We start from the raw sequence: 14,401 nt of genomic DNA, 5'->3' as shown, positions 1-14,401 counted from the left end.
TTGTTGACGAAATCCCAGGATATCCGAAGCTGATGCGACTGCCATGGCCGGAATACTTCATGGGCATCGCCAAACTGGTGGCCGAACGGTCCACCTGTTTGCGGCGCAGGGTCGGGGCTTTGGCCGTACAGGGCAAACGGATCCTGGCCACGGGCTACAACGGTGCTCCGGCCGGGCTGGAGCACTGCCTGGATATCGGCTGCCTGCGGGAGCAGATGGGAATCCCATCGGGCCAGCGGCATGAGCTGTGCCGGGGCCTGCACGCCGAGCAGAACGTGATCATCCAGGCCGCCACCCACGGGGTCCGGCTGGAGGGGGCGCAGATCTACTGCACCACTCAGCCGTGTCTGATCTGTACCAAAATGTTGATAAACTGCGGGGTCGAGGCGATCTTCTTCGAACAGGGGTACCCCGACGATCTGGCCGTGAACATGCTGCGCGAGGCAGGAGTGCGCTTTGAACAGCTTTGCTCTTCCTGACGACGCCGGGAAGATCATGCTCCAGGCCGTGGCCCTGGCCGAGCAGGGCAAAGGCCAAACCGCGCCTAATCCGTGCGTCGGCGCGGTGCTGACCCAAGACGGGCGGATCGTGGCCCGGGGGCATCACCGCGGGCCGGGCCTGCCCCATGCCGAGGTGGAGGTCTTGCAAGACGCCGCACACCAAGGGATCGATCCGAAAGAGTGCATCCTGTGGGTGACTTTGGAGCCCTGCAATCATACCGGGCGCACTCCTCCATGTACCCAGGCCGTTGTCCAAGCCGGCATCAGGCGGGTCGTGGTGGGCACGGCTGACCCGAATCCAAGGGTGATCGGGGGCGGCATCGACCATTTGCGGAACAACGGCGTCCAGGTGGTCGTCGGCGTGGCCGAACAGGCCTGCCGGGATCTGATCGCGGACTTCCGGACCTGGATCGACTCTCCGCTGCCCTATCTGTATCTCAAGTTGGCTTGCACCCTGGACGGTCGGATCGCCACCCGTTCCGGCGACTCCCAGTGGATCAGCAACGCCCGGTCCCGACAAATGGTCCACACCCTGCGGAGCCGGGTCGGGGCCGTGATGGTCGGAGCGGGCACTTTTCGAGCGGATGATCCCCGGCTGACCTGCCGACTCTCCGAAGCCGACCGGCCGCCGGACCAGCTGACGGACCAGTCGGCGAACCCGCAAACCCAACCCTTGGCCATCGTAGTGGGCTCCAAGTTGCCTGATTCTGTCTCAAATTTTTATCTGTTGCGTGAGCGACCGGAAGAAACCATTTTCTGGACCACCGAGACCGCGGCGCAAAACACGACGGCTGAACGGCTGCGCGCCCTTGGGGCTCGTGTATGGGGGGCCGGAAGCGGCGGCCAAGTCGACCTGAAGGCCTGCCTGACGCGGTTGCGTTCCGAGTTGGGCGTGATGGACGTGTTGTGCGAGGGCGGTGGCAGACTGGCCCAGCATGTGATCACCGCCGGTCTCGTGGGAGAATGGTGGCTGTTTCTCGCAACCAAGACCCTGGGCGACGCCAGGGCCGTGCCCTTGCTGTCCGGGGCCGAGGTTCCGAGCATGGCCGATGCTTGGTCCTGGCGAACCTGTAGGGTCCGGGAACTTGATGGGGACCTTATGCTGGTGTTGCGTCCGGAGTCGACGCCGCCTCATGACAATGACGCTTCGGGAGGCAAAGACGGATGTTCACCGGCCTGATTCAGGGACCAGGCAAAGTCCTCAGCGTCACGGGTCGCCAAGGCGAAGGAAGCGGCAACCGGGAAACCCGCCTGGAGATTGGGCCGGAAACCCCGATCCGGGACTACGTTCGCGGAGAGAGCATCGCGGTCAACGGCGTCTGCCTGACCGTGGAGACCTTCGCCCCGGACCGGTTTTCCGTGTTCGCCTCGGCCGAGACCCTGCGGCTGACGAACCTGGGCGGCCTAAGGACCGGGATGCGGGTCAACCTGGAACGGGCCCTGGCCCTGGGGGACCGGCTGGGCGGACACCTGGTCAGCGGCCACGTGGACTGTCTGGCACGGGTCGGGGAAACGCGCCAAGCAGGCCAGTCCCGTTGGTTTCGGCTGCTGTATCCCGAGGAATTTTCTCCTTTGGTGGTGACCAAGGGCTCAGTGACCCTGGACGGGATCAGCCTGACGGTGAACCAGTGCGGCGAAGGTTTTTTGGAAGTGAACATCATCCCGGAAACTTGGCAAAACACGACCATTTCCGAATGGCGGCTAGGCCGGGACGTGAATATGGAAACCGACCTGATCGGTAAATACGTGCAGCGCATGCTGGGCCCTTGGGCCGGAAGGTCGTCGCGTCCCTCAGGGGCGTCCATGACTGGAGGCGGCGGGATCAGCGAGGCGTTTTTACGCGAACACGGCTTTTAACGACCGGCGAAGAAAAGAGGAACTGAATATGGCACTGTGCAGCATCGAAGAGGCCATCGAGGACATCCGTCAGGGGCGGATGATCATTCTTGTGGACGACGAGAACAGGGAGAACGAAGGCGATCTGACCATCGCGGCCCAGAGCGTGACTCCGGAGATCATCAATTTCATGGCCATTCACGGCCGGGGCTTGATCTGTCTGGCCATGGAGCAAGAGTTGGTGGAAACGCTGGATCTGCCCATGATGGCCACCCGGAACGAGTCGCGGTTCGGCACGGCCTTCACCGTGTCCATCGAGGCCCGTTCCGGCGTGTCCACGGGGATTTCGGCCTATGACCGGGCCACCACGATTCTGACCGCCGTGGCCGACGACGCCAAGGCCGAGGACATTGTCTCTCCGGGACACGTTTTCCCGTTGCGGGCCAAAAAGGGCGGGGTGCTTGTCCGGGCCGGGCAGACCGAAGGCAGCGTGGATTTGGCCCGTCTGGCCGGTATGAAATCCGCTGCGGTGATCTGCGAGATCATGCGCGACGACGGCAACATGGCCCGGATGCCCGACTTGGAGGAATTCGCGGCCAAGCACAACATGAAGATCGCGTCCATCGCCGATCTAATCCGCTACCGGATGAAGCACGACGCCCTTTCCGTGCGCCGGGTAGGCGAGGCCAATTTGCCCACCTGCAATGGAGGAGACTTTCGGGTTTTCGCCTATGAAAGCGACTTGGACAACAGTGTCCACTTGGCCTTGGTCAAGGGCGAAATTAATTCGGAAGAACCGGTCCTGGTCCGGGTGCACAGCCAGTGCCTGACCGGGGACGTTTTCGGCTCCCTGCGCTGTGACTGCGGACCCCAGCTCCAGGCGGCAATGCGGATTATCGCCGAGGAAGGCAACGGTGTGATCCTGTACATGCGCCAGGAGGGCCGCGGGATCGGTCTGGCCAACAAAATCAAGGCCTATTGTCTGCAGGACAGCGGCCGGGACACCGTGGAGGCCAACGTGGACCTGGGCTTTGCCCCGGACCTGCGGGATTACGGGGTCGGCGCGCAGATTCTCGTGGACCTGGGCGTGAGCAAGATGCGGCTGATGACCAACAATCCCAAAAAGATCGTCGGCCTGGAGGGCTACGGCCTGGAAGTGGCTGGACGGGTTCCGGTGGAAGTCCAGGCCTGCGAGCAGAACCTGCAATATCTGCTGACCAAGAAGGAAAAAATGGGACACATGCTGGATTTCAAAGCTGACAAGGAGAAGGCCAATGCATCATCTTGAAACCATTGAAGGCCGTCTGGACGCTACCGGGCTGCGTTTCGCGATTCTGGCCAGCCGGTTCAACGACTTCATCGTGGACCGCCTCGTGGGAGGTGCCGTGGACTACCTGGTTCGGCACGGCGCGGCCAGGGCGGATTTGACGCTGGTCCGGATTCCAGGGGCCTACGAAATGCCTCTGGCAGCCAAACGGCTGGCGGAGACGAAGCGCTTTCACGGCGTCGTCTGCCTGGGTGCTGTGATTCGCGGCTCCACCCCGCATTTCGACTACGTCTCGGCCGAGGTCTCCAAGGGGCTGGCCCAGGTGATGATGGACACCGGGGTTCCCGTGGGCTTCGGCGTCCTGACCACGGACACCCTGGAACAGGCCGTGGAGCGGGCCGGGAGCAAGGCCGGGAACAAGGGCGTGGACGCCGCGGCCGCGACCCTGGAAATGATTCGCGTCCTGGAACAGGTCTGATTTTTCCGGCCCCACAAAGGACCCACGAAAAACAATGGAAACCCCGAAGGTACACCGACGAGCGGCTCGCAGGCGGGCTTTGCAGTGCGTCTTTGCCCTGAGCTTTCAGAAATCTGAAAATACGGAACAGGTCAGGCGGACGTTTTCGACCCTGCCAGTGGACGATGACGCTCCAGACGAAGGAAACGAATCAGGCAAGGCTGGAAAGTGCGAGGTCGGATCGCCCAAGGAGACAACCCCGCAAACGCCGCTCCCGGAGGATCAGGAATTCGGCTTGGGCTTGGTGACCGGCGTTTTTGGTCGGCTGGACGAGATCGACGCTGTGATCCGGCGTTTTTCCAAGCACTGGAAGATCGAACGGATCGCCAAGGCCGAACTGAGCATTCTCCGGTTGGGCGTCTACGAATTGCTGTACGAGCCGGATATTCCATTACGGGTGAGCATCAACGAGGCCGTGGAGTTGAGCAAGGAGTTCGCGGATGATAATTCCTTTCCCTTCGTGAACGGCATTCTCGACGCCGTGGCCAGGGCGGTGAGCCATGGTGAGTTTGGGATTCGTAAGCAGTTCTGATCGCTGCCCCGACCATGTTCGCCATGTCCGCGTCCTGCCCGGCGATGCATCCTCTGCCTCGTTCACGCCGGCCGGCGTCGAAATCGCTCCTGACCATCTCGGGCGGACGCGTTGGCTCCTGTCCTGGTACGCTCCGGACCGAAGAAACGTTGAAAACTGGTCCGGACGCATGGCTTCACAATTGCTCGTCCTGGCTTGGAATCCCTGGTGTCTGGACGTGGAGTCCTTGGAACGAACCCTGGACCTGTCGGCGGATCGCGCCTTGCTGCTTTGGGGCGAATCGTTTTGGAGCGTCTACCCGGCGGACTTTCAAGACGACGTCGTGGTTTATCTGATCGTGGGGAAACAGCGTCGGTTGATTTACCAGGCGGTACGCCACTGGGAAGCCCGATTTCCGCACCTCCGATTCGCCACCGAGCACGATCTGGACGGGGATGCGTCCGGCTGGCGGTAAATATTTGTGAAACCGATTTGAGATTTACCCAAAGATTTTTGCGAATTATTTCGAGAACCAAATTGCCCCGGTGCGATGGGAGATGGATATGGACAAGGTGATGGAGCGGTACGATCCGCAAACGGTGGAAGTCAAATGGCAGCGCATTTGGGAAGAACAGGGCGCGTTTCATTCGGAACGCGACGCCTCTCGTCCCAAGTACTACGTGCTGGAGATGTTTCCCTATCCTTCGGGGCGAATCCACATCGGTCATGCCCGGGTCTATTCCATCGGCGACGCCGTGGCCCGCTTGAAGCGAATGCAGGGGTTCAACGTTCTGCATCCCATGGGTTGGGACGCCTTCGGTCTGCCCGCGGAGAACGCAGCCATCAAGCACGGAGTGCATCCGGCCAAGTGGACCATGGAAAACATCGACACCATGCGCGTCCAGCTGCAACGCATGGGCTATTCCCTGGACTGGCGGCGGGAGGTGACCACCTGCCTGCCGGATTACTATCGCTGGGAACAGCTGTTTTTTCTCAAATTTCTGGAAAAAGGACTGGCTTACCGGCACAAGGCGCCTCAGAACTGGTGCGACTCCTGTAACACGGTGCTGGCCAACGAGCAGGTGGAGGACGGCCTGTGCTGGCGCTGCGACACCCAGGTGGTCCAGAAGGAACTGACCCAGTGGTTCTTGCGGATTACGGATTATGCCGAGGAATTGCTGCAAGACCTGGACGAGCTGGAGGGCGGATGGCCGGAGCGCGTGGTGAGCATGCAGCGCAACTGGATCGGCAAGTCCATCGGCGCGGAGATCGTTTTTCCTCTTGAACAGCCCGCTTCGGACGGGACGGCCTCGGTCCGGGTATTCACCACCCGGCAGGACACGGTGTTCGGAGCCACGTTCATGAGCCTGGCCGCGGAGCATCCGCTGGTGGAAGAGCTGATTGCCGGGACGCCGCAAGAGGCCGAGGTTCGCGCGTTTTGCGACCGGGTCCGAAACTTGGACAAGGTGGTCCGAGGGGCCGAGGACTTGGAAAAGGAAGGCGTGTTCACCGGGCGGTACTGTCTGAACCCCTTCACCGGGCAACGCATGCCCATCTGGGTGGCCAACTTCGTGCTCATGGGCTACGGCACCGGCGCGGTGATGGCCGTCCCGGCCCATGACCAGCGCGACTTCGAATTTGCCCGCAAGTACGGCCTGGATGTCCTTCCGGTGATCCTGCCCCATGGCGAGTCGTCCCTGGACGGCGCGGCCATGGATGCGGCCCGGCCCGAGCCCGGGACGCTGATCAACTCCGGGGACTTTACCGGCCTGGACAACGAGCAGGCCAAGATCGCCGTCGCCGACCGTCTGGAGCGCGATAAGATGGGCAAGCGGGCCGTGAACTACCGCCTGCGGGATTGGAACATCAGCCGGCAGCGCTATTGGGGTGCGCCAATTCCGGTGATGTACTGCGACGCCTGCGGCGTGGTTCCGGAACGGGAAGAGAATCTGCCCGTGGTCCTGCCCCTGGATTTGCAGGTTCGCGCGGACGGCCGCTCTCCCCTGCCCGACGCAACGGACTTCGTGAACACGGTCTGCCCGCGGTGCGGCGGTCCGGCCCGGCGGGAAACGGACACCATGGACACCTTTGTCGAGAGTTCCTGGTACTTTCTGCGTTACACCGCCCCCTGGGAGCACGGTCAGGCTTTTCACGCCGAGGATCTGGCCTACTGGTGCCCGGTGGACCAGTACATCGGCGGAGTGGAGCACGCCATCCTGCACCTGCTCTACGCCCGGTTCTGGGTCAAGGCCCTGCGCGACCTTGGCTATATCCGGATGGACGAGCCGTTCAAGGCCCTCCTGGCCCAGGGCATGGTGCTCAAGGACGGGGCCAAAATGAGCAAGAGCAAGGGCAACGTGGTTTCCCCGGATGAAATGACCGCGCGCTACGGCGCGGACGCGGTGCGTCTGTTTTTGCTCTTCGCCGCTCCGGCGGAACGCGATCTGGACTGGAGCGACTCCGGGATCGAGGGCGCACAGCGATTCACCCATCGGCTGTGGCGACTGGTGATGGACCTGGAGGGGGACCTCCAGGCCGCAATGCCTTGCTCGGCCACCGACGAGGACGTCCAGGCCGCGGGAGCTCCCGAGGCCGCGACCTTGCGCCGCAAGGAGCACGCCACCGTGGTCAAGGTGGCCGGGGACATCGCGGATCGGTTCCAGTTCAATACGGCTATCGCCGCGGTCATGGAACTGGTGAACACCCTGTACCAGACCAAGGACGCGCTGCGGAAAACAGAGCCGGGACGGCGTTTGCTGTCCTCGGCCGTGGCTTCCACCCTGGCCGTGCTCTCGCCGGTTACGCCGCATTTGTGCGAGGAACTCTGGCAGCGTATCGGGCACGCGGACCTGCTCTCCGGCCAACCCTGGCCGACCCACGACCCCCAGGCCCTGGTCCGGGACGAGGTGACCATCGTGGTCCAGGTGGACGGCAAGGTCCGCTCCAAGCTCACCGTGCCCGCCGACGCCGCGGCCGAGGACGTCCAACCCCAAGCCCTGGCCAACGAGAACATCCAGAAACACCTGGCCGGCCGCGAAGTGGCCAAAATGGTCTTCGTTCCCGGCAAACTGCTGAGCATCGTCACGAAGAAGTAATTGACGACGCGGCTTGCGGGGAGGCGGAAGGTATGTCGTCCATAACCGAAGATCAAAAGTCGGCGATCATCTCCCTGCTTCGCGAAGGAGTTTTTGAACGAGAGCAGATAGCGTCTCAATTGGGAGTTCCTCCGAACGTCGTCAGGTCGATTAAAGCCCATTATACCATGGGGACGTACGACAAGATGGCTTCTTCCGTTTCAGAATCGGAAACGGAAGAAATCATCGACGCGGTTGAGGCGTCCTTCGGGTTAGAGCGGGATCTGCAGATCGCTTTGAGAGCGAATATCCAGCAGTTGGAACGCGGACTGGAAATCGCGGATGACGGGAAAGAACACCAGACGGACGCTGGTCGCATAGATATTCTCGCGAAAGACAAGTCCGGAACAGTCGTCGTTATCGAATTGAAAGCCGGAACCGCCAAGCCCGAGGCCTTGACGCAGCTGTTGTCGTACATGGGAACGGTGGATTCGGGAGGACAACCCGTTCGAGGCATATTGATCGCCGGGGAGTTCCACCCACGGGTCGTTTATGCCGCGCGAGCAATCGGCAATGTCCAATTGATCCGCTATCGATTCAATTTTGCTTTTGAAGCCGTCGCGGCGTGACCAAAACGACCGGCGATTCCAACAATCCGAATTACCATCCTGTTTTTATTTCACGTCATGCCGTCCAATTCCCCTTTTTTCTTTTGCGTCTGCCCGGATCCCTGGATGATTCAGAGGGAGATCCAGCGGAGAGTGCGGGCCGCCGGGTGCGAAGGGTGGAGTCGGACCACGTATTGGGCGGACGAGCCCTTGGAGTCCGGGTTTTGGACTTCCCTGGCCATGCCGGGGCTGATGAGCTTGTTGGGGCAGGGCAGAATAGTGGTGCTGCGGCGGGCCAACGCTTTGACGGTCAAGGTCTGGGCCGATCTGGAGCCGCTTTTGCGCAAGAGCAAGCCGGACTTGTGGATATTTTTCTGCCTGGAAGGGGAGTGGAAGGGCAAGGCTCCTGCCGTGCCGGCGGTTCTGGCCAAGCAGCCCTTTTTTAAAGCGGCTCAAAAAAGGCAGTGGGTTTGGGAGTCTCCGGGCATGACGCCCCAGAGCCTGCGCGCCGAGCTGAAGGCCTGGGCCAAACGGCGGGGTGTTGAGTTCGCGCCGTCCGTGGAGGAAAAACTGGCCGGGCTGCTGCCGCTGGACGGAGCCCGATTCGGCAACGAACTGCAAAAGTTGGAATTGGCCCTGGGCGAGCGGCAACGGATGGAAACCTCTGACCTGGGGCTGTTTGGCGAACCGGCCTCCCTGGACAACTTCGCCTTTCTGCGCGGGATGCTTCAATCCTCGGCCAGCTTGGACGTCTGGCAAACCGTGATGCTGGACCGGGAAGCCGGTAACTCGGGAATGCTGATGCCCGTGCTGGGCCTGCTCCAACGGGAGATGCGCATTCTCTGGATGCTCAACGCCGGAGAGGACGGCGCCGTCTCCCTGCCCCCCTTTATCAAGGGCGAAAAGAAGCGTCTGGCCGCACAGTTGGGCGAGCAGGGCATCGCCCGGGTCATCGACTTGGTATTTCAAGCTGAATCCGATCTGAAATCCGGCCGCAAACAAGCTGATCAAATCCTCGAATTTCTCGTCTCCAATCTCGCTTTGCGTCCCGGCCTTCGCCAGTGAGACAATCCTTCTGATTTCTTCGCGCGACCTCCCTCTCTTTTTCGGTCATGCCATCGTGTTGGGAGTCTTCTCGACCAACCGTGGGGCGCAATCCGTGAATTCCGCTCTGAGTTCAGTTTGCTTTCTCGAACTTTGCTGATACGAGTCGGCTTGTTGCCGCCTTTTTTGCTTTTTTAGGCGGTTTTTCGTGAACCGGGCCGCTTTTTTGTTGCCACACCCTTCATTCATGCCTATATGCCATGGACAAACACTACCTTGGACACCGAAAACGGCTCAAAGAGCGTCTTACGCGGAGTTCTCAGGGCCTGGCGGACTATGAAGTCCTGGAATTGCTGCTCGGCTATGCCTTGCCCCGGCGGGACACCAAGGAGCTGGCCAAGGCGCTGTTGGCCCGGTGTGGTTCGCTGCGCGGGTTGTTTCACGCCTCCGCCGCAGACTTGGCGGACGTCCCGGGGATGAGCCCCAGCGTCAACGTGCTGCTGAACGTCTGGCGCGAATTCTGGAGCCGGGTGCAGGAGGGGTTGATCCAGGAGCGGGAAGTGTTCAGCCATCCCCGCATCGTGGCGGACTTCGCCATCGCCCGGCTTGGCCGGGAGCGAACCGAACAGTTTTGGGTGGCTCTGGTGGACAACAAAAATCGGCTGATTCACTGGCAACGGGTCAGCCAGGGCACCGTGGATCAGACGCCGGTCTATCCCCGGGAAATCCTGCGCTTGGTCCTGCATCACCAAGCAAGCGGGCTGATTCTGGTTCACAACCATCCCGGCGGGGACCCCAAGCCCTCGGTTCAGGATCAGGAATTGACCAAAAAGATGCAGCGAGCGGCCCAGGAGATGGACATTCGCGTTTTAGATCATATTGTGGTCACGGACCACGACTATTTCAGCTTTCAAGCCCAGGGGCTGCTGTAAGTCGCCCGGTGAGGTCGAACTGATGAATATCTTGCATGCCCATGTACGTGGACGAGTCCAGGGAGTGTATTTTCGAGGCTGGACCCGGGGCCAAGCCCAGCGTTTGGGACTCAGCGGCTGGGTGCGCAATCTCCGGGACGGACGGGTGGAGGTCCTGGCCCAGGGCGACGAAGCGGCGTTGCGGGAGTTGGAGAAGCTGCTCCGGCAGGGACCGTCCTTCAGCCGGGTGGATGACGTCGCGGTCTTGGCCGTCACGGAGGAAGGGGCAACCCCGGAGGGCTTTCATATTGCTCCGACGGTGTAACGAGCACGGCATCCGCCTGTGCCTGGACGGTGCCCAGGGTGATGGCCGTAAAGCTGCGCCGGATTGAAGTATAACGATACGATTTTTTTATAAGGAGTATATTGCGAATATGAGTACGAAAAACGAAAACCAACAAGTGGACGTCATCGCCGATTCCGAAGAGCAGGAAGCACATGTGAAGCGAGGGTCCGAAGTGGAGCCCGTTTCCGAATCCGAGGATCGGGACGGCGGCAACGCGGGGCAGGAGATGCCCAAGCATGTTCCGCTTTTGCCGGTGCGGGACGTGGTCGTTTTCAATTACATGATCCTGCCGCTTTTCGTGGGTCGGGAGCGGTCCATCAACGCGGTGGACGCGGCCCTGAACAGCAATCGGCACATCCTGATCTCCACCCAGAAAGAGGAAAAGACCGACGATCCCGGGCCGGAGGAAGTTCATTCCGTGGGCACCCTGGCCACGATCATGCGCATGCTCAAGATGCCCGACGGACGCCTGAAAGTGCTGGTCCAGGGCGTGACCCGGGCCCGGATCACAGGTTACGTGCAGAACGATCCGTTCCATATGGTGGAGATCGAGCCCATTGAAGAGGATGAGGTCCGCGAGCCCTCGCCGCAACTGGAGGCCATGGTCCGCACGGCCAGGGAGCAGAGCGAGAAGATTCTCTCCCTGCGCGGCATCGCCTCTCCGGACGTGTTGGCCGTGCTGAACAGCGTGGAGGAGCCGGGCCGATTGGCGGACCTGATCGCCTCCAATCTGCGGATGAAGGTCGAAGACGCCCAGGAAATCCTGGCCTGCGAGGACTCGGTTCAACGCCTGGCCCTGGTCAACAAGCAGTTGATCAAGGAGGCCGAGGTCGCGGAGATGCAGGCCAAGATCCAGAGCATGGCCAAGGAGGGCATGGACAAGGCCCAGCGGGAATTTTTCCTGCGCGAACAGCTCAAGGCCATTCGCAAAGAGTTGGGCGACTCCGGGGAAGGGGAGGAGGATCTGGAGGAACTGCGCGCGGCCTTGAAAAAGGCCGGATTGCCCAAGGAGGTGCGCAAGGAGGCGGACAAACAGCTCAAGCGGCTGGAGTCCATGCATCCGGAGTCCTCGGAAGCCACGGTCATCCGGACCTATCTGGATTGGCTCGTGGAACTGCCCTGGAAAAAAATGTCCAAGGACCAGTTGATCATCCAGAAGGCCAAGACCGTCCTGGACGACGATCACTACGGCCTGGACAAGGTCAAGGACCGCATTCTGGAATACCTGAGCGTGCGCAAGCTCAACCCGGACATGAAGGGGCCGATTTTGTGCTTTGTCGGGCCTCCCGGCGTGGGCAAGACTTCCCTTGGGCGGTCTATCGCCAGTTCCCTGGGCCGCAAGTTCGTGCGCATGTCCCTGGGCGGCATCCGGGATGAGGCCGAGATTCGGGGGCACCGCCGGACCTACATCGGTTCCATGCCCGGACGGATCATCCAGAGCATCAAGCAGGCCGGGACGCGTAACCCGGTGATCATGCTGGACGAGGTGGACAAAGTTGGCACGGATTTTCGCGGCGATCCGTCGTCGGCGTTGCTGGAAGTCCTGGACCCGGAACAGAACTCCACCTTCAGCGACCACTACCTGAACGTGCCCTTCGACCTGTCCAAGGTCATGTTCATCTGCACGGCCAACGTCCTGGACACCATCCCCTCTGCTCTTCTGGACCGGATGGAAGTGATCCGCATCCCCGGATACACCGAGGCCGAGAAGATCAAGATTGCCCGGCGCTACCTGCTGCCCCGGCAGATCAAGGAAAACGGGCTGAAACCCGAGGATGTGGCCATCTCCGACCAGATCATCAGCAGGATGATCCGCGAATACACCCGGGAGGCCGGATTGCGGAATCTGGAGCGGGAACTGGGCTCGGTGTGCCGCAAGCTGGCCCGCAAGGTGGCCGAGGACGAAGCCGGACCCTTCACGGTCACGGCCAGGATGCTGAACAAGCTCTTGGGAGTCGCCCGGTTTTTGGAGAATGAAAAGGACAAGGAACTTTATCCCGGCGTGGCCCTGGGGCTGGCCTGGACCCCGGTGGGCGGCGAGGTGCTGCACGTGGAGGTATCCACCATGCCTGGCAAGGGCAAGCTGATTCTGACCGGGCAGCTGGGCGACGTGATGAAGGAGAGCGCTCAGGCCGCGTTGAGCATTGCCCGCAACCGGGCCGGAACCCTGGGGCTGGATCCGGATTTCGCCGAAAAGAACGACATCCACATTCACGTCCCGGCCGGAGCCACGCCCAAGGACGGTCCGTCCGCCGGAGTGACGCTGGTCACGGCTCTGTTTTCGGCCCTGACCAATACCCCGGCCAGGAACGATCTGGCCATGACCGGCGAGATCACCCTGCGCGGGCGGGTGATGCCCGTGGGCGGGATCAAGGAAAAGATTCTCGCCGCCGTGGCCCACGGTCTGAAAACCGTGCTGATTCCGGCTCAGAACAAGAAAGACCTGCAGGAAGTCCCCGCCGACCTGCTGCGCAAGATCAAGGTCCGATATGTGGAACACGTGGACGAGATCTGGCCGCTGGTGGTTTCGAAAGAGAAGAAGTAGCCCGAAACGATGCTTCACACGTCAAAAGGCCGCCCCTGGGCGGCCTTTTGACGTTGGCTTCACTTCAGCCACGGTTCCGCAATGGCGACTTCACCCAAGTCAGTCCGGCCCGGGGCCATGTCTGGCGATGTAGGTTTCATTGAGTGATCAGGTTGTCCGTGCTGAGAGAAAATTCCGATATCCGCTACCCTCCGACCCGTCTTTGCTCCTGCCTCAGATATTCCAGAATCTCCTTGCCCATGGGGGTAGCCACCCGCAGACAAGAAAGGTCCAGCTTTGTGTTCAGGTACTGCAAAATCAGCGTTTCGCCCTCAGCGGTGGAGCTGGGGCCAAGACCGGCAAAGAAAAAACCGACCTTTTCCGCTTCCTGGCATATGGTCTCCCCGCCCGCCTGGACCGGGGGAATCTCCAGATAAACCACTTCCGCGATATCCCTTGCCAACAGATCGCGCAGGTGGGCCCGCAGTTCCTGGGCGGTATGTTTCCCGATGCGACGTATAAGGATATCTGCGGTTTCCCAGATTTGGCTTTCACGAACGATGATTTCTCCCAGGCCGGATATTGGTGAGGTGGGCTGGAACACAACGGTTTTTTCCAGTCCGGCAAATATTCTGGCAATCATGTCCTGATGATGGGCAGGGACATGGACCGCGGTCGGCTGAGGAGGATAGAGGTACTTGATGCTGGTCATGCAGCTTTCGCGCTGGGAGACAGCTCCGGTCATGTTCCGAAAAACTAAGGTGGCTGGCATGGCTCCGAGGAGCAGGCCGCAGGGTCGAAACCTGGCTCGTTGCGCGATCAGCTGTGTGGCCTGATGGCTGGTGACTTCGTAGGCCACCAGGCAGCGCAGTCCGATGCCAAGGGTCTCCTGTTCCAGAAAATGGCCCATGCGTACTGCCAGGGAACGGCCCTGGTGGCCGCGCTTGACCATGATCTGGCCGCATTCTCCCACAGGCCATGGATAGCGGCATTGTACGGAGCAGTGTCCCACGACTTCTCCTGTCCGGTCCGCCACGGCCACCGCCGCAAGGTGCCTCCCGGTCCTGTTTTGCTCAATGATCCTCCGTGGCTCGTAACAGGCTGCCAATGGATAGCTTTCCCCGTAAGTCTCGCGAAAGCAGGCTGCCACTCCAGCTGCGTCCTCCGGGCGAAACCGGCGCACCGTATAGTCTCGGGCCGGTTTGTTGGGTTGATCGTCGAGGGGGCCGTTCTTTAGCTCACGGACTCAACTTTCGGGGTTGC

At 61.2% G+C, this 14,401-nt stretch carries 14 protein-coding genes; 13 read left to right on the top strand and 1 reads right to left on the bottom strand.

All coding sequences use genetic code 11. The annotated features are described in order from the left end of the window. The first annotated feature begins 32 nt into the window (after positions 1-32). From GY33_RS0106755 to lon, 13 genes are all read left to right on the top strand, one after another. The gene (locus GY33_RS0106755) at positions 33-479 is read left to right on the top strand and encodes a deoxycytidylate deaminase (protein WP_031386603.1); all 447 of its coding nucleotides are present in this window, start codon (positions 33-35) and stop codon (positions 477-479) included. Further along, complete coding sequence (ribD, locus tag GY33_RS0106750; RefSeq protein ID WP_235185485.1) at positions 457-1,680, top strand: bifunctional diaminohydroxyphosphoribosylaminopyrimidine deaminase/5-amino-6-(5-phosphoribosylamino)uracil reductase RibD; 1,224 nt, start codon at positions 457-459, stop codon at positions 1,678-1,680. The genes GY33_RS0106755 and ribD overlap by 23 nt, the downstream gene beginning before the upstream one ends. Next, positions 1,665-2,357 carry a riboflavin synthase gene (locus GY33_RS0106745; RefSeq protein ID WP_031386601.1) on the top strand — a complete coding sequence of 231 codons (693 nt, stop codon included), beginning with the start codon at positions 1,665-1,667 and terminating at the stop codon, positions 2,355-2,357. The genes ribD and GY33_RS0106745 overlap by 16 nt, the downstream gene beginning before the upstream one ends. Before the next feature lie 28 nt (positions 2,358-2,385). Beyond that, positions 2,386-3,624 (top strand): bifunctional 3,4-dihydroxy-2-butanone-4-phosphate synthase/GTP cyclohydrolase II, encoded by a 1,239-nt coding sequence (locus GY33_RS0106740; protein ID WP_031386600.1) that lies wholly within the window; start codon positions 2,386-2,388, stop codon positions 3,622-3,624. After that, a complete protein-coding gene (ribH, locus tag GY33_RS0106735; RefSeq protein ID WP_031386599.1) occupies positions 3,611-4,081 on the top strand; it encodes a 6,7-dimethyl-8-ribityllumazine synthase in 471 nt (156 codons plus the stop codon). Before GY33_RS0106740 ends, ribH begins: the two co-directional genes overlap by 14 nt. Before the next feature lie 34 nt (positions 4,082-4,115). Continuing rightward, positions 4,116-4,652 carry a transcription antitermination factor NusB gene (gene nusB, locus GY33_RS0106730; RefSeq protein WP_031386598.1) on the top strand — a complete coding sequence of 179 codons (537 nt, stop codon included), beginning with the start codon at positions 4,116-4,118 and terminating at the stop codon, positions 4,650-4,652. Further along, a complete protein-coding gene (locus GY33_RS20935; protein WP_152555113.1) occupies positions 4,621-5,106 on the top strand; it encodes a hypothetical protein in 486 nt (161 codons plus the stop codon). The genes nusB and GY33_RS20935 overlap by 32 nt, the downstream gene beginning before the upstream one ends. A 100-nt stretch (positions 5,107-5,206) precedes the next feature. Then, positions 5,207-7,726 (top strand): leucine--tRNA ligase, encoded by a 2,520-nt coding sequence (gene leuS / locus GY33_RS0106720; protein ID WP_031386596.1) that lies wholly within the window; start codon positions 5,207-5,209, stop codon positions 7,724-7,726. 32 nt (positions 7,727-7,758) lie between these two features. Continuing rightward, on the top strand, positions 7,759-8,334 hold the full coding sequence (locus GY33_RS0106715; RefSeq protein ID WP_051822377.1) for an endonuclease NucS domain-containing protein: 576 nt from the start codon (positions 7,759-7,761) through the stop codon (positions 8,332-8,334). 105 nt (positions 8,335-8,439) lie between these two features. Beyond that, positions 8,440-9,378: a DNA polymerase III subunit delta gene (locus GY33_RS0106710; protein ID WP_051822376.1), complete on the top strand. Its 939-nt coding sequence runs from the start codon at positions 8,440-8,442 to the stop codon at positions 9,376-9,378. Positions 9,379-9,617: 239 nt separating this feature from the next. Continuing rightward, positions 9,618-10,289, top strand: coding sequence for a RadC family protein (gene radC / locus GY33_RS0106705; protein WP_031386593.1), 672 nt, complete (start codon positions 9,618-9,620; stop codon positions 10,287-10,289). Between the two features lie 22 nt (positions 10,290-10,311). Beyond that, positions 10,312-10,593: an acylphosphatase gene (locus GY33_RS0106700; RefSeq protein ID WP_031386592.1), complete on the top strand. Its 282-nt coding sequence runs from the start codon at positions 10,312-10,314 to the stop codon at positions 10,591-10,593. 109 nt (positions 10,594-10,702) lie between these two features. Then, positions 10,703-13,159, top strand: a complete 2,457-nt coding sequence (gene lon, locus GY33_RS0106695; protein WP_051822375.1) for an endopeptidase La — start codon at positions 10,703-10,705, stop codon at positions 13,157-13,159. Between the two features lie 184 nt (positions 13,160-13,343). On the opposite strand, the gene GY33_RS0106690 is transcribed toward lon, so the two are convergent. Further along, positions 13,344-14,321 (bottom strand): GNAT family N-acetyltransferase, encoded by a 978-nt coding sequence (locus GY33_RS0106690; RefSeq protein WP_152555112.1) that lies wholly within the window; start codon positions 14,319-14,321, stop codon positions 13,344-13,346. Positions 14,322-14,401: the final 80 nt, after the last annotated feature.

Source organism: Desulfonatronum thiodismutans, assembly GCF_000717475.1.
In the GTDB taxonomy this organism is placed as follows: Bacteria; Desulfobacterota; Desulfovibrionia; order Desulfovibrionales; family Desulfonatronaceae; genus Desulfonatronum; species Desulfonatronum thiodismutans.
This window is presented reverse-complemented; position numbering and strand designations above follow the sequence as displayed.

What these genes read in the sequence shown, in the direction of transcription:
- GY33_RS0106740 (WP_031386600.1), top strand. Translation starts at nt 2,386, where the DNA reads ATGGCACTGTGCAGCATCGAAGAGGCCATCGAGGACATCCGTCAGGGG.
- GY33_RS0106715 (WP_051822377.1), top strand. Translation starts at nt 7,759, where the DNA reads ATGTCGTCCATAACCGAAGATCAAAAGTCGGCGATCATCTCCCTGCTT.
- GY33_RS0106700 (WP_031386592.1), top strand. Translation starts at nt 10,312, where the DNA reads ATGAATATCTTGCATGCCCATGTACGTGGACGAGTCCAGGGAGTGTAT.
- ribH (WP_031386599.1), top strand. Translation starts at nt 3,611, where the DNA reads ATGCATCATCTTGAAACCATTGAAGGCCGTCTGGACGCTACCGGGCTG.
- leuS (WP_031386596.1), top strand. Translation starts at nt 5,207, where the DNA reads ATGGAGCGGTACGATCCGCAAACGGTGGAAGTCAAATGGCAGCGCATT.
- nusB (WP_031386598.1), top strand. Translation starts at nt 4,116, where the DNA reads ATGGAAACCCCGAAGGTACACCGACGAGCGGCTCGCAGGCGGGCTTTG.
- GY33_RS0106745 (WP_031386601.1), top strand. Translation starts at nt 1,665, where the DNA reads ATGTTCACCGGCCTGATTCAGGGACCAGGCAAAGTCCTCAGCGTCACG.
- radC (WP_031386593.1), top strand. Translation starts at nt 9,618, where the DNA reads ATGGACAAACACTACCTTGGACACCGAAAACGGCTCAAAGAGCGTCTT.
- GY33_RS20935 (WP_152555113.1), top strand. Translation starts at nt 4,621, where the DNA reads ATGGTGAGTTTGGGATTCGTAAGCAGTTCTGATCGCTGCCCCGACCAT.
- GY33_RS0106755 (WP_031386603.1), top strand. Translation starts at nt 33, where the DNA reads ATGCGACTGCCATGGCCGGAATACTTCATGGGCATCGCCAAACTGGTG.
- GY33_RS0106710 (WP_051822376.1), top strand. Translation starts at nt 8,440, where the DNA reads ATGATTCAGAGGGAGATCCAGCGGAGAGTGCGGGCCGCCGGGTGCGAA.
- lon (WP_051822375.1), top strand. Translation starts at nt 10,703, where the DNA reads ATGAGTACGAAAAACGAAAACCAACAAGTGGACGTCATCGCCGATTCC.